This window comes from Paenibacillus sp. JZ16 (assembly GCF_015326965.1).
In the GTDB taxonomy this organism is placed as follows: Bacteria; Bacillota; Bacilli; order Paenibacillales; family Paenibacillaceae; genus Paenibacillus_AQ.
Genome location: NZ_CP017659.1, coordinates 2453575 through 2472895 on the forward strand (window position 1 = coordinate 2453575; position 19321 = coordinate 2472895).

Here is a 19321-nt window from a genome sequence, read left to right on the forward strand (position 1 = left end):
CTTCTTTTATCCTTTGAATTTGAGTATACACTCAGTTTATATAGATATCGAAAACATTGTTACATTGAAGGGAGAAATGAAGATCATGCTGTCATTCATGTCAGATTGGAGTATCGTCATGATATTGTGGCTGCTGCCGGTTGTATTTTTCATTCACGATGGAGAAGAGATTGCCACGATGGAATGGTGGCTCAGGAAGAACAAGAATAACCCTGTGTTATCCAAAATCACGCCTGTCTCCACTCCGTGGGATAAAAATATCACCCTGCAATTCACCTTTGCCGTTCTGCTGATTGGCTTTATTCTCACCGGCGTAACGCTCCTTACGTCTCTTAACTTCGAAATCAGCAGTCCATTCAATGCGCTGTTCGCGGGATTTGTCACGGTGTTCCTGCTGGATGGCGTGAAACATGCGGGCGCGTCGATCGCCCTGTGGGCATACACCCCGGGTGTCATTACAGCCGCCCTCCTTGAAATTCCTTACGGGATTTATGCGCTCTATCGTCTCCTCCATGCAGACATCGTAGATATGACTTCCCTCACTCTCGGAACCATCATCGCCCTGCCGATCACCCTGCTGCTGGTATGGACGGGTCTGACGCTTGGAAAACGTATTGCACCACCTCGCATAAATAATATGTAGGCTCCGACAAGCGATATGTAGAAGAAAAGCGACTACTCAACGTTGGCGCATCATATTGAATCTCAAAAAAGAATGCTTCCGGATCATCCGGAAGCATTCTTCTCAACTCTTGCAAATCCTACAAACTCCAATTGCGTCTAGGCTTATAACCCGCCTTCTCCAGAAATTCCCGCTCCGTCTCCGGTCCAAGACCCTGAATCCCCACCTTAGCGCTCATCGAAGTAATCAGCATGCGGCTGGCCATCTCCAGCGTTTGTAAGGCCATTCGCGCTTCGCGAATGGACGTGTCATAAATAACCACACCGTGGTTCTCGAGGAGCAGCACATTGGCGAGTTTTGCCTTTTCCCGGACGCCCTGGCCCAGCGCGTCACTGCCCGGGTGATAGTAAGGCACACGTTCGATACGCTCAAGATAATACATCGTCTCGACGAACATATTGGACGGAAGCTCCATGTCGGAACAGGCAATCAGCGTAGTATAGAACGGAGAAGCATGGAGCACCGCTCCGATCTCCGGACGGCTTTCGTAAATCGCCCGATGCATGGGTGTTTCTTTGGACGGTTTGCGCCCTTCTGCCCCATACACGTTCCCGGACAGATCACATTCGATCAAGTCTGCTTCCTCCAGTTCGCCAAGGAAAGTCCCGCTGGCCGTCACCACATAACGGTCCCCTTCCGTTCTGGCGGAGATATTCCCCGCATTGCCCCACGCGAGGTCGTATTGCATCATATATTTACCGGTGTGCTGCAGTTCTTTTCTAATCGTTTCTACACTAGCCATGACATCTACCTCCTGTAATATAGTCTGGATACTTCTCCATAAATCGCTTGCTAGATGAACATCAACTAACGTACTTCCTATTTACCGCCTAACAGATTCGGCAGGAACATCGACAATTGCGGAAGATACGTGATCAGCATCAGGTCAATGATCAACACAATATAGAACGGCACCATGCCTTTTGCGATCTGATCCAGCCGGATCTTTGCGATCTGGGCCGATATGAACAGATTGATGCCGAGCGGCGGCGTGCACATCCCGATCGCCAGGTTGACGATCATAATAATCCCGAAATGCGTCGGATCGATCCCGAATTCGGCCGCTACCGGCGCCAGCAGCGGTGCCAGAATAATGATCGATGCATTGGATTCCATAAACATGCCCACGATCAGCAGGAACACGTTGACCAGTAACAGGAACACGATCGGGTTATCGGATATGTTCACGAAGAAACCTGCAACCGCCTGGGGAATTCCTTCACGCGTCATGATCCAGCTAAACAACCCCGCGCTTGCAATGATGAACATAATCACGGATGTCGTAATCGTGGATTGCGTTAGAATATTTATCAGCTTGGAGAATTTAATCTCCTTATACACAAATACACCGACAATGAATGCATACGCAACGGCAACGCCCGCGGCTTCGGTCGGCGTAAAGATTCCGCCGTAAATTCCGCCAAGAATGATGATCGGCATAAGGACGGCCCAGAAGGATTCCTTGAAGGCCTGCCATACTTCTGCCGGCGTCTTTCTCTTCTCGCGCGCATAACCTTTTCGTTTCGCAATAATATAAACGGCAATCATCAGCGATAAACCAATCATGATTCCCGGAATGAGACCCGCCATAAACAGATCGCCGATGGAAGTTTCGGCAGCTACTCCGTATAGAATCAACGGAATGCTTGGCGGAATGATAACCCCCAACTCACCGGACGTCGCTTGAAGAGCCCCCGTAAAGTTCTTATGATAACCCCGGGAGATCATGGCCGGAATCAGGATGCTGCCCAGCGCCGCGGTTGCCGCCGCGGAGGAACCGGATATGGCGGCAAAGAACATCGAGGTTACAATTGTAACGAGTCCAAGTCCGCCCGGCAAATGGCCTGTAAGTGCATTCGCCAGATTCACCAATCGTCTGGAAATCCCGCCAAACTCCATCAAGGTACCCGCGAACACGAAGAAGGGAATCGCCATCAGCGGGAATGAATCCGTAGACGTGAACGAACGCTGGACCAGTACAAGCAGCGGCGTACCGCCTTCCCACCAGATTGCTACAGCCGACGCCATCCCCATCGAAACGGCAATCGGAACACTGATGGCGAAGAACAGGATCAGACATCCAAACAGTACGATAGGCATTATAATCCTTCCTCCTTCGCTTGCGGTACGGTATCGGACACGATCGTTTCCAGAATGACCGCTACCGCATTCATGATGAGCAGCACCGCTCCAATCGGAATGGCTGCATAAGGAACCGACATGCTAAGCCCCATCGCTGCCGATGATTGCACGGAGACCCGGCCCAGAATGTCGATGCCCTGGACCAGCAATAGAATGAAAAACACGATGCATATCGCCATGACCGTGATTCGAATCACCTTTCGGTTGACTTCACTCACCAGCTCCGGCAGCAGCTCGATCGCTACCAGCCGATGATGACGCAGCGCCAGCGAGGAACCCAGAAATACAAGATAAACCATCAAGTATCTGGCAAGCTCCTCGGACCAGTGAAGCGGATACCCGACAATCCGGTAAATAATCTGCATGATAATCAGGATGGACATGACACCCAGGATCATGGCCACTGCGATGCCCACGAGTTTGTTGAGCGTATCGATTGCTTTTAATGCCTGCCGCATGGCTTATCCCCCTCTTGAAGAAAAAATGGTTATGGCGTATTGATGATTTTGTCGTACAGCTCTCTTCCGTACATGTTGGCAAAGCGTTCATGCACCGATTTAGCTGCCGCCTCGAACGGCCCCTTATCCACTTCCACGAACTCCGTACCGAATTCTTTAAGCTCATTGATAATCTGCTCTTCTTGTTCAAAGACCAGCTGATTCTCGTATTCCGTCGCTTCTTTGGCCGCTTCTTCAATAGCTTGACGCTGAAACTCATTCAAGCGTTGATACGTCACTTCACTCATCGCGAGCATCACGTAACCGTATACATGATCGGTCATCATCATATACTTCTGGACTTCTTGAATCTTGGAGCTGGCTGTAAAAGCAACCGGATTCTCCTGTGCGTCAATAACCCCGGTTTGCAGCGATGAATAGACTTCGCCAAAGGCCATTGGCGTCGGCGTCGCCCCCATTGCTTCCCAAGCCGCAATGGAAGCCGGAATCTCCGGCACGCGGATTTTCAAGCCGCGCAGATCGTTTGGCGTTTCAATCTTTTTGTTGGCAGTCAACTCGCGTGGGGTTCTCATCCAGAACTCCAGACCGCGGACCTCGGCATTATCCAGCAAGCTCTGCTTCAGTTCGTTACCGACATCCCCATAGAGCACGTTCTCCAAATGCTGCTTGTCCCGGAACAAATACGGCAGCTCCAAAATGGCATAAGGGCTGTAGAAATTCGATAATACGCCCGCCGGCAGGGCAAAATCCACCGATCCGATCTGCATCCCTTCGATCAGGTCTCGGTCATTCCCGAGCATCGAGCTGGCATACACCTCTACCTCGATCTCACCGCCCGTTTTCTCCTTCACCAATTCCGCAAATTTAAGCGCGCCCAGATGCCACGGATCGGATTCGCCCGTTATGTGACCGAGCCTCAGCTTGATCGGGCCCTCATCCGTATTCGGTTTCGTTATAAATAAAGCGCTTACAATGAGTAGTGCAGCCACCATGACAACTGCGAGTCTTTTCCACATTTGTCGTTCCCCCAATCTGATATGAAGTTCCTGCAGCCTCCGCCACTAGAAGCAGAAGCTGCGGGGAAATGTTGATAATTAAAAGGTGACGATGACCTTCAAGGAAGCGTCTTCCTTCTTGTCTACCAGGCGGAATCCTTCCGCGGCATCTTCATAAGACAGTCGATGGGATATGACGGCTTTGACGTCCACCGCTCCGCTTGCTAACAAATCGATGGCGGAAATGGTATCCTCACGCGTGTACGTCATGCAGCCGACAATTTCCTTCTCGGTCTGCTGCAGATTCACGATATCGAAGGTTTGCGTGCCATGGAACATGGCTATCGTTACGCAGCGGCCGCCTTTGCGAAGCAAGGCAAGGGCATCATCCACGATCCCGGGGACCCCGGCTGCAATCAGTACCTTATCGAATTCGCCGGCAATTTCCACCTTCGCTTCCTCGGTCCAGCCTCCCTTGCCGCGAATGTTCAAAGTGTGGGTAGCCCCCATCTCTTTGGCGGATTCAAGCGCATAATCCATGACGTCGGTCACCATGAGCGTTGTAGCACCGGCAGCCTTCGCAGCCGTCATGGCGAGCAGCCCGATCGGTCCGGCACCGAGAATAGCGACCTTGTCTCCTACTTCGATCCCGGCCTTGCGTACCGCATGGACCCCTACCGCGAAGGGCTCAACCAGCACACCCAGCTCATGATCCAGCTGATCCGGCAGTTTGAATACGCATGCTTCCGGCGCAGCAAAGTACTCGGCCATCGAGCCATACCAGCCCTTCAAGCCCGGCGCTCCCCGCTCGGCGCAATAATTCGTTCTGCCCGTCAAGCAGTAATCGCATTTGCCGCAGCCGACCTGAGGCTCCACGGTTACCCGATCACCAATCTGAAAGGATATGACGTCCTTACCCACCTTCACGATTTCGCCGGACACTTCGTGGCCGATAATGACGGGCGGCTTCCGAAACAAGTGCAGTCCCTTGTAGGTATGAATATCCGATCCGCAAATGCCGGCGGCTTTGACCCGGATCAGAACCTCCCCTGCCCCGATCTCCGGTACGTCCACGTCTTTAACGACAACTTTGTACGCATCCTCAACATATACAGCCTTCATTGTCTCTCCCCCTTGTAGTCATTCAAGATGGCGGTCTGATCCCGTATCTCTCTGTTATATAAAAAGCGCTTGCTTCGATTCCTGCAAATGCTTGCGCATCACCTCGGCGCTGCTCTCCTTGCCGGTCTTGAGCGCCTCATAGATCTTCCAGTGATCCTCCAGGAACTTCTCCATCCGGTGCGGATCCTTCCGCAAATGCCGGCGGGTGATTCGCTGCAGATGATCATGGTAGTTCAGCAGCACCCGGTGTATTTCCTGGTTGCCCGTACATTCGCAAATGATCAAGTGGAAATCATGGTCGGCTTGAGCGAAATTTTTGACATCAAGCCGGCTGACGATGTCGGCAGTTTCGGCAAGATTGCCCTCCAGCTCCTTCTCCTGCTCAGGCGTGAGTCTGGATTCGATCTGCTGGCAGTTGAACGTCTCCAGCGCAATCCGCAGATCGTATATGTCTACAATCCGGTTTACGGATAGATCATTGATGATGATGCCCTGCTTCGAGGAAACGGTGACAAAGCCCTCTGTCTCCAGCCGCGTCAACGCCGCTTTGATCGGCGTCTTGCTCATTCCCAGCAGCTCAATCAATTCTCGCTCGGACAAGAATCGACCCGGCTCGAATTTCTCGTTCAGAATGCTTTCCTTAATCTCGTTATAGGCCACATCTTTTAACAGAAGAGAAGAAGCTGCCCCTTTGCTTTTATCCATCGTCATTCGTGTATTCTCCTATCTTGGCTATTGATCCGGTTCAGGAAAACCGGCATCCCGCACTTTGATAAAATAATCCGGCGATCCCAGCTGTCCGCCCTTAAGAGCCAATTCCAGACCGTCCAGGCTTGCGTCGTCCGAATATACCTTGCACAGCGGAGCCCCCGGGGATACGTCCCATATCATCTCCAACCCGTAAGCGCCTATCTCGCTGGTGACAAAACCGGAGGTGTCTCCCCCAGCAATGACAATTCGGCGCAGCCCGGCTTGATCCATGACATGCTTGGTTAATTTCCCGAGGCTTCTGCCGATGTACTCGCCCGCTTCCGCTCCGGATAGTCCCATGGTCTTCAACCGCGTTCGTGTCTCACCGATCGCTTCATCCTCTGGGCCCAGCGCCGTATAAAGCACCACACTTTGTCCTTCTTGGAGCTTATCCACCGCTTGCTGGACAAGCCCCAGCCGGGCAGCATCATCTGTACCCCCGATCATGGCCGGCGTAATACGCATGCCGTGATACCCTTCGGCTATCGCACGCTCAATCTGAAGCTGACTGACCGGTGAAGCACTCCCGGACACTACCAGAATGGCATCGGTTGGCCGAATGGTCGCATCAGATTTGTTATTCTCCGACGAAGGAGAAGCAAGTCCGAGCTCATCCCAATGGGCAGCCAAAGCGTATTCGACGCCGGACGACCCGACAACAAATGTCCCCGCCCCTTCGGGTTTGTCCTGAATCAGCTGGCCGCACCGCTTAAGCCTGTCCTCATCCAAGGCATCAAACAGCAGAATTCCCGGCTTCTCCCCCAGTTTATCACGATATCGGCGAAGAACCGTATCCTTGTCTCCATCCAGTTCTACAATATCCATTAAAGTTATGGAATCCGCCGTCTGCTGTGCAAGATGAAGGCGCAAATCCGCCTCATGCATCGGCGTGGAAGGGTGCTGCGACATGACGGGATGCCGATCCAGACGGTACACCGTATCATGCATTTTCGCAAAATGCTGGCCGAACAGCGTATAACGTCCAAGGCGGGGCGCGCCGACCAGCAGCGGAACCGTCACCTGATCTGGAAAATAGTCTCTTGCCACCCCAATCGCGTGGCCGACACTGCCAACCTCAGGCGAAGAGTCGAAGGTGGAGCATGTCTTATAGTGGACGAGCGGCGCGCCGCTCATGGACAGCTTCTCAAATACCGGCCGGAGCTCGGCCTCCATATCCTCCGGAGATTTGGCTCGGCTTGTACCTGCCACCCCGATGCAACGGATGCCTTCAAACTTCTTCAGCCGATCAAGCGAAGGAGCTTCCAGAAACAACACCGTGCGGTAACCGCTTCGGGCCAGCGCCTCCATCGCATCCGTTGAACCTGTAAAGTCATCGCCATAAAAAGCAAGCAGCAGCTCATTGTGGTTCATGCTTGTCCCTCCCGAATCTATGATAGATCTATCATAGATCTATTTGAGACCTATTGTATTTGCAGCGCTTTCAAATGTCAACCACCTTTTCGTTTTGACGTGAGAAATATCATTGCGAAAACCGTCTTTGACTGACCTCGCATTCCTCAACATATTAGCCAAGCAATGGCTCATAACCATTATGGATAGCCGTTTAACCGGATAAGTTACGCAAAAAAACTTGAGAGGGAGATATCGATTCATGGGAGATCAGAACCGAAACAGAGGAAATGACAACCGCGTACCCCAACCGATACGCAGCGACGGAGCAGGCGGGCCGGACTATGGCCCGCGGGATGTGATGAGGGATATCGAGAATCCCGACATGCTTGTGCCCCCGGCCACGGATGCGGGCTTGATGCCCAATCTGAAAATGTCGTTCTCCGACACGCATATGCAGCTAAATCATGGCGGCTGGTCGCGGGAAATTACGGTACGGGACCTCCCGATTGCAACCACGCTGGCTGGCGTGAATATGAGCCTTACGCCCGGCGGCGTCCGGGAGCTTCATTGGCATCAGCAGGCGGAGTGGGCCTATATGATCTGGGGCAGCGCCAGAATTACGGCCATGGATGCAAGCGGCAGAAATTTCATCGCGGATGTGGGGCCTGGCGATCTGTGGTATTTTCCGGCCGGTCTCCCCCACTCGATCCAGGGACTCGAGGAAGGCTGTGAATTCCTGCTGGTGTTCGATGACGGCCACTTCTCAGACCTGAATACCCTATCGATCTCCGACTGGTTTGCCCACACGCCAAAGGATGTGCTGTCCGCCAACTTCGGCGTTCCGGAGAACGCGTTTAGCCGTATCCCGAAGGAACAGGTTTATATTTTTCAGGATCAGGTGCCAGGTTCGCTCGAGAGCCAAGAGGTCCAGTCTCCTTACGGGAAGGTGCCGCTGAGTTTCAAGCATCGGCTGCTGGCGCAAGAGCCGATCATAACTCCCGGCGGAAGCGTAAGAATCGTGGATTCCAGCAATTTTCCGATCTCCAAAACCGTAGCGGCCGCGCTTGTCGAGATCAAACCGGGCGCCATGCGGGAGCTTCACTGGCATCCGAATCAGGATGAGTGGCAGTATTACTTGACCGGACAAGGACGAATGACCGTATTCGCCGGCAATGGAGCGGCACGGACCTTCGATTACAGAGCCGGCGATGTCGGTTATGTCCCATTTGCCTTCGGCCACTACATACAGAACACGGGTACGGAAACTCTGTGGTTTCTGGAGATGTTCAGAAGCGACCGGTTCGAGGATATCTCCTTGAATCAGTGGATGGCCTTGACCCCTCGGGATCTGGTCCAGGATAACCTGAAAGTCGGAAACGAAGTCACCGATGCTTTGCGCAAAGAAAAGTGGCCCGTCGTGAAATACCCGGGATATTCGTATTACCCGAGATAAGTTCCCGCCTCCCCGCTTGGTCGAGGACATTGATCTGTAGAATTAACGTCATACAGACCTGCCAGAGAATTTTATTCCAAGGCGGTCTGAATGTGCCGTCATGCGGATATTGACTTTTCTTTCCTTCTGCCATATAGTTCATTAATGAAACTATTTCACACGTGAACTATTTGAGAGGAGAACTATCATTGAACGACAAGGCAAAGCAGTGGATCGACCGGTATGTCGATGTCTATCTGCTTGTATCGAGGCGGATCAACGCCCAGATTCGAGAGCAGCTCGGCGAGGATCTGACCAGTGACCAGTTTCAAGTGGTACGCTTGATCAACGGCACGGATTACTGTACTTCATCCTATCTGGCGGAAGCTCTCGCGGTTGGCAAAAGCTCGGTTACGGCTATCGTCAACCGTCTCGTGGATGCCGGCATTATCGACAGAACCCGGGACGAAGCAGATCGCAGGCTGGTGTATCTGACTTTGACGGAATACGGACATACGATTTTTGAATCTGCCCAGGAACAGATGAGGGAGATCGTCTCCCCTTACCTGCAGCATTTTGAAGAAAAAGATATCGAAATGTTTATCTCGATGTTCGAGAAACTGGGGCAATTGATGTTTGAATCAGGGGGGAGAAAGAATTGAAAGCCATACTGAAAGCAAGATGGGCCATTATCGTTCTGTGGCTGGCTGCCGCAGTTATGCTGTTTTTGTTCGCGCCGTCCATGTCGGATCTGGTGCGGGAGAAAGGGCAATTATCCGTACCGGACGGTTATACCTCTTCGCGTGCGGCGGAAATTCTCAAGGAGGCCTCCGGCGGCGAGGAAGGGGAAACCCTGCATCAGGTTGCGCTCGTCTTCAATAAACCCGATGGGTTAAGCGAATCGGATAAGGAGAGCATCCGGGAGGGTGTTCAAGCTTTAAACGATAATAAAGAAAGCCTCCATATCGATTCCATAAATGAACCGTTCACACAGACGGAGCTGGAAGATACGCTCATCGCCAAAGACGGCAAGACCATCATGGTCGCGCTTCAGGTCAGCGGCGGCCAGGAAGCCGTCAAAGAGCTGCCACAGAAGGTTAATCAGGTGCTGGAAGGCGTTCAAGCCGATCATTACCTGACAAGCGAAGGCCTCATTAATGAAGACACCATCGTCAGCTCCGAGGAAGGCCTGAAGAAAACGGAATACATTACAGTTGTCTTTATTCTCCTCATTCTGTTCGTTGTATTCCGTTCCTTCGTGGCACCGTTCGTCCCGTTGTTGACCGTAGGGCTCAGTTATATCGTGTCGCAGTCGGTCGTTTCTTTTCTTGTGGACCAGTTCAACTTCCCGATATCGACCTTCACTCAGATCTTTATGGTAGCCGTCATGTTCGGGATCGGGACCGACTACTGTATCCTGCTGATCAGCCGGTTTAAGGAAGAACTCACCACGTCGGAGGATACCAAGACGGCGATCATCGAGACTTACCGAAAAGCAGGCGGCACCGTGATCTATTCCGGGCTTGCCGTATTTGTCGGCTTTGCAGCCATCGGGTTATCCAAATTCATTCTGTACAAATCCGCGGTTGCGGTTGCAATCGGCATCGCCGTTATGCTCCTGGCATTGGTTACCGTCGTTCCATTCTTCATGGCGGTGCTGGGCAAGAAGCTTTTCTGGCCGTCACGCGGCAAGCTGGAGCATAGCGAAAACAAGCTTTGGGGGGCGGCAGGTTCCTTCTCGCTTAAGCGCCCTTGGGCTGCATTGCTTGTCGTAGCCGTTATCGTTGCCCCTTTCCTGGCTACATACAGCGGCAAGCTGTCGTTTAACAGCCTGGAGGAAATCGGGCCAAGTTACGCTTCGGTCAAGGGCTTTAACATTATTTCGGACAGCTTCGGCCCCGGACAATCGCTGCCATCCACCATCGTGATCAAGAACGATGACCGCATGGATACGGCGGAATACATGGGACTCGCGGAAAAAATCAGCCGGGAAGTGGAAAAGGTTGATGGCGTGTCCAGCGTACGCGGGCTCTCCCGGCCAACCGGCGAGCAAATCAACGATTTCCTCATTCCGACTCAAGTGAAAACGTTAAATGAAGGATTGGGAGAGTCCAAAGACGGACTGACCCAGATTCAGAATGGACTATCCGAAGCAGGCAAGCAGCTCAGCGAGAATACGCCGAAGCTGAATGAAGCCGCAGCGGGAGCCAAGGAGCTGACCAAGGGAACCGCCGACCTCAAGGACGGCATCACGGAGCTTGGCCAAGGCCTCAGCGCTATCCAAAAAGGAATCCAGAGCGGCAGCGCAGGCGCAGGCGAACTCAAAGCAGGGCTTGCCCAGGCTGCGAAAAGCGCGAAAGAGTTAGCTGCAGCTCATGCCCAGCTACTCCAAGGTTATAAACAGCTTGATACCGGATTAGCAGCTCTTGAAGGCGGCGTTGCCGGACTTAAAGAACAGCTGGGCGGCGTTGCGGCTGCACTGAGCGGACTTGAAGGCTCCTTCACGGGACTGGAGAGCAACCACCCGGAACTCATTCAGGATGCCGACTATCAAACCATCAAAGGTACCGTTACACAAACAGCCGCAGGCACAGCCGAGCTGGCAGCAGGGTTAGGACAAATCTCCGAGCAGCTTAAAGGCGCGTCAGCCGGCTTATCGGAAGCCAACGCCGGCTACGCCAAGGCAGCCGCCGGTCAAACGGCGCTTGCCAACGGTCTTCAGCAGCTTGTGTCCGGTATCGCCGAGCTTCAATCCGGCCTTTCACAGGCAGCTAACGGGCAAGGACAGATCGTGAGCCAAATCCCTTCCATTACAGGCGGTCTGGACCAGCTGCAAGGCGGACAGAAGCAGCTTGCCGACGGCTTTGGCGATCTAACCGGCCAGATCGGAGAACTAACGGAAGGCCTGAACGCCAGCGCGGACGGATTGAAGCAAATTTCGGACGGACTGCATTCCGCACAGGATTATCTGCAGCAGATCCAGGACGTTCAGGATGAAGAGCTCAGCGGGTTCTTCATTCCGCAGGAAGCCCTTGAGAATGAAGAGTTCCAGACGGTATTCGATACCTATCTCAGCGATGATCGCAAAGTAATGACGCTGGATGTGGTTCTGGCAACCAATCCGTACAGCGAAGAGGCGCTGGGCAGCGTCGAACAGATTCAATCCGCTGTAGATCGCGCAGTAAAAGATACGAAATTGGAGAATGCCGAGGTTGCCATCAGCGGCATTACCAGCACGAACAACGATTTGCAGAACATATCGAATGAAGACTACACGCGAACCGTGATTCTCATGCTGAGCGGAATCTTCATTATCCTGGTCGTGCTGCTGCGCTCCATCGTGATGCCGATCTATCTGATTGTTTCACTGGTCATCACATACTTTACCGCTGTCGGCGTTACGGAGATGATATTCGTTCACGGCTTCGGGTATTCCGGCATTACCTGGGCCACGCCGTTCTTCAGCTTTGTCATGCTGATTGCGCTTGGGGTGGATTACAGCATCTTCCTAATGGCGCGTTTCAACGAGAACAAGTCCTGGAATGTTCAGGATGCCATTCTGCATGCCATGCGCAACATGGGTACTGTGATCCTGTCCGCAGTAGTCATTCTTGGCGGTACCTTTGCGGCGATGTATCCGTCCGGCGTACTGTCCATGATGCAGATCGCAACGGTTGTCCTGGTTGGACTTGTGCTATACGCACTCCTGTTCCTTCCATTCTTCGTACCGGTGATGGTCCGTATCTTCGGCCGGGCTAACTGGTGGCCGTTCACCCCGAAGGAGCAGGATGCAAAGAGCCCTTCCGGACATGACGTAGGAGTGTAGCCATTACAAGGGTGACCCCAATCTAACAATGATCACCATAACCGTCTTTTTCCTGATTCATGACAGGTAAAAAGGCGGTTATTTTCTATGCCATTTCAATAAAAGTGAACGGAAACCTTAACCGTGAGTACTTGGGACTACTACCAAAGAACCGAACGAATGCTTTTTGTTGGAGAATAGCTATACGATCGTCACATTTTCTCGTATATTAAGAAGAAGAATTCTCGGATTTCAAACCATACCAAAACTAAAAGGGAACGTGAACAGTGCCAACACGATCTGCAAACCATACCTATCGCATTCAAACTAAAAAGATTCTACAGTATATATTGGCCGTTGCTGTTTTTCTGTCCGTGCTCCTCAGCCTTCGGTGGTATTGGATCGAGGCCTTCGTTCCTCCCCACCATCCGAAAGCTTCCCAAGGGGTGCTCGACTTACGCAGCTGGGACCTCACTCATTCCAAATCCATTACATTGGATGGAGAATGGGAGTTCTACCCTGACATGCTTGCCACAAAACAAGAACTGGAGCAAACCAATCCGCAGCATCGCTATGTGCAGGTACCGGGAAATTGGCGGGGGAGCCAAACGGAGGAATCCGGATCTGCCTATGGTACCGGAACCTATCGGCTTCGTATTCTGGTCGATCCATCCTTAACCGCTCCCCTTTCGTTCTGGATCCAGCAGATCCAGGCTTCGGCGAGTGTCGAGATAAACGGCCTTAAGATGGGAGAGATGGGCAACACCGGAGAGGACGGCAAAGACAACTATTCACCGGCTCGAAGTCCCTTCGTTGTCGATTACGCTCCCGCCAAACACACGCAAGACATCGATTTGATTATACGCGTGGCCAACCATGAGCATCCACGCCAAGGCGGAATTGTAAATTCCATCAAGCTGGGATCCAGCCAAGCCATCCATGGTGAACGCGGACTTTCCATCGATCTTCAGCTCATTACATTCGTTGTGCTCATCCTTCACAGTCTGTATTCCTGCATCCTGTTCTTATTCAATCCGCGGGAATGGACGCTTCTTGATTTTTTTCTGCTGCTTCTCACCGCATCTGTGACGATTGGAGTGTCAGATGACGATTTACTGCTGAAATGGCTGTCCATCAATTACGATTGGGATCTTAAAATCTCCATATTGTCTTATTCCTGGCTATCTTTTTTCATATTGAAGATGACCAGAAGTTTCACCATAAAGACCCGCAGCCGATGGTTTACCGCATATTGCGTTTCCCTGCTTCTATATTCCGGATTTATTGCAATCGCGCCTGCTTCGCTTGTTTTCTGGACGGTGGAGTATAAAGTTTTTACCGTTTTTTATATATTGCCGATCATCATCACGATCTATATGTTCGGGCGAATGGTGGCTGCAAGCCGGGATGACGCAATCTTTCTGCTCTTGGCAGCCAGCGGCGTTTTCTCCAGTGTTATTTGGGGAGCACTCATCAAATATCAGGAACTTCCAAAAGTGTATTACCCCGTTGATGTCATCGCGGCCATCATCGGTTTCTCTGCCTATTGGTTTAAGCGTTATTTCCGCAACGTCGATAAAATCAGCAAGCTTAACCGCGAATTGCAGAAAGCGGACAAAATGAAAGACCGGTTTCTGGCCCAGACCTCACACGAGCTGCGAACGCCGCTGCACGGGATCATGAATATCGCCCAGAGCGTCTCAGACAGGGAACAGCATAATATGGACAATCGAAGCGCGGAGGATATGAAGCTCCTTGTTAAGGTTGGACGCCAGATGTCTCATTTGCTGAATGATCTACTGGACGCCGTAAGGCTGAGGGAAAAGCGAATCGTACTGCATGCCGAGCCGCTATCCCTTCCCTCTATCGTAAATGGCGTTATCGATATCCTGAAGTATTTGCTCGAAGGAAAAGCCGTGCAGTTAAAAATGGATATAGACACATCCGAAGCCCTCCCTCTCGTTATGGCTGATGAAAAGAGGCTGGTGCAAATCCTTATGAATTTATTGCATAATGCCATCAAACATACCGAGGAAGGAATCATTGCCGTAACGGCCAACGCCAAGAACGGGCAAATGTTCATCAAGGTAACGGATACGGGAACGGGAATGGATCAGGAAACACAGCAGCGGGTATTTCTGCCATACGAACAAGGCGATCCCGGATACGGCGACACCAACGGCATAGGTTTGGGCCTTAGCATCAGCAGAGAATTGGTGGAGCTTCATGGCGGCTGGATGACGGTTCACTCCGAAATCGGAAAGGGTTCGACGTTTACATTCACGCTGCCTTTGGCGGATTCGACTGACGTAGAGATGGCCCCGAACCTATCGGCCGTTCGGCTCGAGGCCTATGAAGAAATAGCGGCAAGCCGGAACGACCTGAATGACCAGCCGCTTCTAACCGCAGAAGTCCCGTTAGTGGAAGAGCAGATGAACATTTTAGCCGTTGACGATAATTTTGTGAATTTGAGAGTGCTTGCAAATATATTGATGACTGAACCTTACCACCTGCAATTAGCAGCATCGGCCGGGGAAGCGCTGGAATTGCTCGGAACGAAAGCATGGGATTTAGTAATTGCAGACGTGATGATGCCGCAGATTTCTGGTTACGAGCTGACACGGAAGATAAGAGAACGTTATTCCCCTTCCGAACTCCCTGTGCTTCTGTTGACGGCGCGAAGCGAGCCCTCCGACATGTATGCGGGGTTTCGGGCGGGTGCCAACGATTATGTCACGAAACCAGTGGATCCGATGGAGCTTAAATACCGTATCCAGTCATTGATTACGTTAAAGCAGTCCGTGAACGAGCGTCTGCGTATGGAAGCTGCCTATCTGCAAGCTCAAATCCACCCGCATTTTTTGTTCAACACCTTGAATTCAATCCACGCATTGAGTGAAATTGATGTGGAAAGAATGCGAAAACTTAACGAGGCCTTTAGTTCATACCTGCAAATTAGTTTTCAATATCAAAACTCCGGCAAATTTGTCTCGCTATCGGAAGAACTCGAACTTGTACGCGCATATTTGTACGTTGAGAAGGAACGACATGGCAACAGGCTCCATGTCATATGGAACGTGGATCAGGACATTCACCTCCTGCTCCCTCCATTAACGATTCAGCCTCTGGTTGAGAATGCCGTACAGCACGGTATTATGCCAATCGCTAAGGGCGGAACCGTACACATTCGCATTGAACGTCAGGAGCTTTCCACGCTGATTCAGGTCAAGGATAACGGCATGGGAATGAGCACAGAAAAGGTACAGGGGTTGCTGGATGCTCCGCGAGAGGACAAGAGAGGAATTGGCCTGTACAATACGAATCGCAGATTGATTCAGACGTATGGGAGCGGTCTTTCCATTCAAAGCGAGGTCCGTGTAGGGACAAGCGTATCTTTTGTCATTCCCGATTCGGAGCATTAGCGTTTCTTAACCGGTAATAGGAGGGTATCCCGCCAGATCTAAGATCTTGGGACACCCTCCTTTTTTTCAAATACAGACGGATCCGATTGCTGCGTGTTCTTATTCCTTCTGCCATTAACCGATACAGATCGCCGTAAATGGAACGATGCTCCAGTCTAGCAGCTTACGATACAACTCCGATATAAAACCCGTCATACCCCTTACTTCCCACCGTTTGAATTGCCGTGCCGGAAATCGCGGAGTGGGCGGACAGCATATCCATGAATTTGCGGATACCGTGCACCCGAGGGTCTGTGCTGTGATGATCGATCACTTCTCCATTCCGGATCACATTATCGCTAATAATGATCGTGCCCGGCCGTGAGAACTGTAACGCCCACTTCAAATAATTCGGATTGTTGGGTTTATCGGCATCAATGAAGATCAGATCGAACGGCTCCACCTTCTCCTTGGCCAGCTGCTCCAGCTGCAGCACAGCATCGCCTACCCGGATTTCCACCCTATCCTCCAGTCCGGCCAACGCAATATTGGATGTGGCAATCTCGGCATGATGCGGATCGAGCTCCAGTGAAATCAGCCGCCCCCCATCCCCAAGTGCTCTAGCCATCCAGATCGTACTGTAACCTCCCAGCGTACCAATCTCCAAAATTCGTTTCGCACCCTTGATCTGAACGATGAGGTTCAGCAGCTTCCCTTGAGCCTTGGATACATCAATCTCCGGCAATCCGGCCTCCCGATTTGCAGCTAAGATCCTCTCCAAAACCTCATCATAAGGAATCAAATGTTCTGTGATGTAATCGTCTACTTTATCCCAAGTCGCAGCTGTATCATCCTTCTTGCTCATGCCCGCTTCCTCCCTTATTCTCCATATGGATCTTACAAAATCATTGTATGTGATTTATTGTTATAGATATAATATATATTTAAAGGACTTATATAACTTAAATATATGAATGAATGGGAGTGCGGCACTCATGAATTTACACGCATTACGGCTCTTTCACGTTATCGCCACAACGGGCAGTGTTACCCGTGCTGCTGAATTGTTGAATATAAGCCAACCCGCCATAACAGCCCAGATTAAAAAATTCGAGAAGGAACTCTCCCTTACTCTGTTCAAGCCGCAGGGCAGGGGCATCGGGTTGACTTCGGCCGGAGCCGAGCTCGTTCCGCTTGCCAAAAGACTCTTCTCCGTCGAGCAGCAAATTGAACAGTTCTGCCTGGATTACCGCAGCGGTTCGAGGGGACAGATCCGCATGGCGGCTACCTATCTTCCTTCCCATTTTCTTCTGCCGGCCTGGCTTGCGAAATACAAGCAGCGGTACGAAGAAGTAGAAATGAGCATAACCACCACCAATTCAAGCGATGCACTTAAGCAGCTGTTACATATGAATGTCGACCTTGCGATATACGGCGGTCTGCCAGAGGAATCTCCGAATACGATACAGATCGTGGAGCTGTTCCGGGATGAGTTATGGTTTGTCGTATCCCCCGATCACCGCTATGCCAATCAGCGCATCTCCCTGGAAGAGATGATGAGAGAGCCATTTGTTATGCGGGAGGAAGGCAGTTCAACGCGAGAACGTTTATTTGCCTTATGCCGTACCCATAGCGCGCCTTCCCCGCGGATTACGCTGCAATTCAACGGTCTGCACGAAGCGATTATGGCCGTCATTGCCGGATACGGTGCAAACTTTGTGTCCTCACTCGTTGTACGAGAGTATGTGGAGCGCGGCGAACTGAGCCGGGTCTATGTCGATGGAATCGAGCTTCAAAATATCATAGCGGTCTGCACCCGTAAGCATGAACCGTTATCTGCTGCCGCCATGAACTTCGTGGATATGATCCGGAATCAGTCATAAGTACCCGTTACATTTGATTACCATATTAATGTGAAGGATAACCAAAACATTCCAATCAAGACGTTAACAATCTGTTTAGTACCGACCTCATGGCAGCCTCACTGCCGTCATGTTCCACGACTTGCGCAAACGCGGCACGCAGTGCCTCCGCCAGAATGATGCCCAATTCTTCGCCAGCCTCTTCTCCTGATGCTGCGGCCAGTTGACCGAGATAACGGGCAACGGGATTGTCTCCTTTACGGGGATCTGGCTCAGACAGCAATCGCCCCGTTTTAAGGCGAATCATGCTGTCGTAAGCGGTCAATAGAGCCGATTTCAGGCGCTGATCGGGAGGGGCTGCATCGGCAACTGCTTCCATGCGATCCAATATTCGAAGCGTTACGTCATCCCGAAGCAAGCCGTAAAATTTCTTTTTGGATTTGTAATGATGATAAAGAGCTCCCACGGTCACTCCGGCATCGGCAGCAATGTCGTCAACTTCCGCTTTGTGGTATCCCATCTCGGCAAAACGCTTCAATCCTGCCTGTATGAGTTTGTGCTGCGTGGTACCCGGTATTGGTATATGACTCATGTAACTCCCTCCGAAACGTTCATGCAAAGATATCTAAATTCTAACATAGCAGCACTTTAAGAGATATAATCTTGATAGCTGTGGACAGCCATTTCTAAAAAAACAGCTTGATTATACAACATAACTCGGTTATGTTAACTATAACCCAATTATCTTACATCACGAAACTATACTTTATTTCGAGGTGAGAACATGGAAGGTAACGTTATTTTTTATTTTGTTCCGGTCAAAGATATCAAGACAGGCAAGAGCCTCTATCGCGACACGCTCGGTTTGGAAGAATCATGGCGCGAAGGAGATTACACGGTCGCCTTCAAGCTTCCCGGTACCGACGTTGAATTGATGGTTGAACAAGTCTCGGAAGGAGGCCCGGATGCAGCTGGACCTGTTTTTCTCGTGCCATCTGTTCGGGAAATATACGAGAACAATCCCGGCAACCTGCAATTTATCGGCGAACCGGGTGAAACACCGGACGGCCTCTGGTTGAGTGCCAAGGATGATTCCGGCAACGGAATCTACTTCACGGATGAAAGCCTCCATGAATCCTGATCCCATTTGCGCCCATGGCCCCCTGCCCTCTAGGGAGTGACGGCGGCAAACGCCAATATCCATCGGCTTCAAATGCTGCAGTAACAACAAGAACAAACAAATAGGGACGTCCCGCCAGATCCTGGATCTTTCGGGACTGTCCCTTTTTTTGTCTACTCCTCTGAAGCTTGATTAGTAA

Annotated in this window: 16 protein-coding genes; 7 read left to right on the top strand and 9 right to left on the bottom strand. The window is 51.4% G+C overall.

The window, feature by feature from the left end:
- The first annotated feature begins 97 nt into the window (after positions 1-97).
- Positions 98-643, top strand: a complete 546-nt coding sequence (locus tag BJP58_RS11145; RefSeq protein ID WP_233355040.1) for an HXXEE domain-containing protein — start codon at positions 98-100, stop codon at positions 641-643.
- A gap of 118 nt (positions 644-761) precedes the next feature.
- Here BJP58_RS11145 and BJP58_RS11150 read toward each other — a convergent pair whose 3' ends face one another.
- From BJP58_RS11150 to BJP58_RS11180, 7 genes are all read right to left on the bottom strand, one after another.
- Complete coding sequence (locus BJP58_RS11150; RefSeq protein WP_194543968.1) at positions 762-1424, bottom strand: class II aldolase/adducin family protein; 663 nt, start codon at positions 1422-1424, stop codon at positions 762-764.
- Between the two features lie 77 nt (positions 1425-1501).
- A complete protein-coding gene (locus tag BJP58_RS11155; RefSeq protein ID WP_194543969.1) occupies positions 1502-2782 on the bottom strand; it encodes a TRAP transporter large permease in 1281 nt (426 codons plus the stop codon).
- Positions 2782-3282, bottom strand: a complete 501-nt coding sequence (locus BJP58_RS11160) for a TRAP transporter small permease (protein WP_194543970.1) — start codon at positions 3280-3282, stop codon at positions 2782-2784. The genes BJP58_RS11155 and BJP58_RS11160 overlap by 1 nt, the downstream gene beginning before the upstream one ends.
- Positions 3283-3311: 29 nt before the next feature.
- Entirely contained in the window at positions 3312-4298 is a 987-nt protein-coding gene (locus BJP58_RS11165) for a TRAP transporter substrate-binding protein (RefSeq protein ID WP_194543971.1), read from the bottom strand.
- Between the two features lie 78 nt (positions 4299-4376).
- The gene (locus BJP58_RS11170; protein ID WP_194543972.1) at positions 4377-5399 is read right to left on the bottom strand and encodes a zinc-dependent alcohol dehydrogenase; all 1023 of its coding nucleotides are present in this window, start codon (positions 5397-5399) and stop codon (positions 4377-4379) included.
- Positions 5400-5453: 54 nt separating this feature from the next.
- Positions 5454-6110 (bottom strand): GntR family transcriptional regulator, encoded by a 657-nt coding sequence (locus BJP58_RS11175; RefSeq protein ID WP_071223211.1) that lies wholly within the window; start codon positions 6108-6110, stop codon positions 5454-5456.
- A gap of 21 nt (positions 6111-6131) precedes the next feature.
- Entirely contained in the window at positions 6132-7520 is a 1389-nt protein-coding gene (locus BJP58_RS11180) for a four-carbon acid sugar kinase family protein (RefSeq protein ID WP_194543973.1), read from the bottom strand.
- A gap of 241 nt (positions 7521-7761) precedes the next feature.
- Here BJP58_RS11180 and BJP58_RS11185 point away from each other — a divergent pair, with 241 nt between their 5' ends.
- The 4 genes from BJP58_RS11185 (at position 7762) to BJP58_RS11200 (ending at position 16161) form a co-directional block, all read left to right on the top strand.
- Positions 7762-8955: an oxalate decarboxylase family bicupin gene (locus BJP58_RS11185; RefSeq protein WP_194543974.1), complete on the top strand. Its 1194-nt coding sequence runs from the start codon at positions 7762-7764 to the stop codon at positions 8953-8955.
- Positions 8956-9143: 188 nt separating this feature from the next.
- Entirely contained in the window at positions 9144-9596 is a 453-nt protein-coding gene (locus BJP58_RS11190) for a MarR family winged helix-turn-helix transcriptional regulator (RefSeq protein ID WP_194543975.1), read from the top strand.
- Entirely contained in the window at positions 9593-12760 is a 3168-nt protein-coding gene (locus BJP58_RS11195; RefSeq protein ID WP_194543976.1) for an MMPL family transporter, read from the top strand. Before BJP58_RS11190 ends, BJP58_RS11195 begins: the two co-directional genes overlap by 4 nt.
- Before the next feature lie 266 nt (positions 12761-13026).
- Positions 13027-16161 (top strand): hybrid sensor histidine kinase/response regulator, encoded by a 3135-nt coding sequence (locus BJP58_RS11200; RefSeq protein WP_194543977.1) that lies wholly within the window; start codon positions 13027-13029, stop codon positions 16159-16161.
- A gap of 163 nt (positions 16162-16324) precedes the next feature.
- Here the strand turns inward: BJP58_RS11200 and BJP58_RS11205 are convergent, their stop codons facing one another.
- Positions 16325-17005, bottom strand: coding sequence for an O-methyltransferase (locus BJP58_RS11205; protein WP_194543978.1), 681 nt, complete (start codon positions 17003-17005; stop codon positions 16325-16327).
- A 130-nt stretch (positions 17006-17135) separates the two neighbouring features.
- On the opposite strand from BJP58_RS11205, the gene BJP58_RS11210 reads away from it, so the two are divergent.
- Positions 17136-18023: a LysR family transcriptional regulator gene (locus BJP58_RS11210; RefSeq protein WP_194543979.1), complete on the top strand. Its 888-nt coding sequence runs from the start codon at positions 17136-17138 to the stop codon at positions 18021-18023.
- A 55-nt stretch (positions 18024-18078) separates the two neighbouring features.
- On the opposite strand, the gene BJP58_RS11215 is transcribed toward BJP58_RS11210, so the two are convergent.
- The gene (locus BJP58_RS11215) at positions 18079-18594 is read right to left on the bottom strand and encodes a TetR/AcrR family transcriptional regulator (RefSeq protein WP_194543980.1); all 516 of its coding nucleotides are present in this window, start codon (positions 18592-18594) and stop codon (positions 18079-18081) included.
- Positions 18595-18786: 192 nt separating this feature from the next.
- Here BJP58_RS11215 and BJP58_RS11220 point away from each other — a divergent pair, with 192 nt between their 5' ends.
- Positions 18787-19143, top strand: a complete 357-nt coding sequence (locus BJP58_RS11220; protein ID WP_194543981.1) for a VOC family protein — start codon at positions 18787-18789, stop codon at positions 19141-19143.
- The last annotated feature ends 178 nt before the right edge of the window (positions 19144-19321 follow it).

Coding starts and splice junctions, on each gene's coding strand:
- BJP58_RS11180 (WP_194543973.1), bottom strand. CDS start 7,520: ATGAACCACAATGAGCTGCTGCTTGCTTTTTATGGCGATGACTTTACA.
- BJP58_RS11185 (WP_194543974.1), top strand. CDS start 7,762: ATGGGAGATCAGAACCGAAACAGAGGAAATGACAACCGCGTACCCCAA.
- BJP58_RS11175 (WP_071223211.1), bottom strand. CDS start 6,110: ATGACGATGGATAAAAGCAAAGGGGCAGCTTCTTCTCTTCTGTTAAAA.
- BJP58_RS11160 (WP_194543970.1), bottom strand. CDS start 3,282: ATGCGGCAGGCATTAAAAGCAATCGATACGCTCAACAAACTCGTGGGC.
- BJP58_RS11220 (WP_194543981.1), top strand. CDS start 18,787: ATGGAAGGTAACGTTATTTTTTATTTTGTTCCGGTCAAAGATATCAAG.
- BJP58_RS11150 (WP_194543968.1), bottom strand. CDS start 1,424: ATGGCTAGTGTAGAAACGATTAGAAAAGAACTGCAGCACACCGGTAAA.
- BJP58_RS11165 (WP_194543971.1), bottom strand. CDS start 4,298: ATGTGGAAAAGACTCGCAGTTGTCATGGTGGCTGCACTACTCATTGTA.
- BJP58_RS11210 (WP_194543979.1), top strand. CDS start 17,136: ATGAATTTACACGCATTACGGCTCTTTCACGTTATCGCCACAACGGGC.
- BJP58_RS11145 (WP_233355040.1), top strand. CDS start 98: ATGTCAGATTGGAGTATCGTCATGATATTGTGGCTGCTGCCGGTTGTA.
- BJP58_RS11155 (WP_194543969.1), bottom strand. CDS start 2,782: ATGCCTATCGTACTGTTTGGATGTCTGATCCTGTTCTTCGCCATCAGT.
- BJP58_RS11205 (WP_194543978.1), bottom strand. CDS start 17,005: ATGAGCAAGAAGGATGATACAGCTGCGACTTGGGATAAAGTAGACGAT.
- BJP58_RS11215 (WP_194543980.1), bottom strand. CDS start 18,594: ATGAGTCATATACCAATACCGGGTACCACGCAGCACAAACTCATACAG.
- BJP58_RS11170 (WP_194543972.1), bottom strand. CDS start 5,399: ATGAAGGCTGTATATGTTGAGGATGCGTACAAAGTTGTCGTTAAAGAC.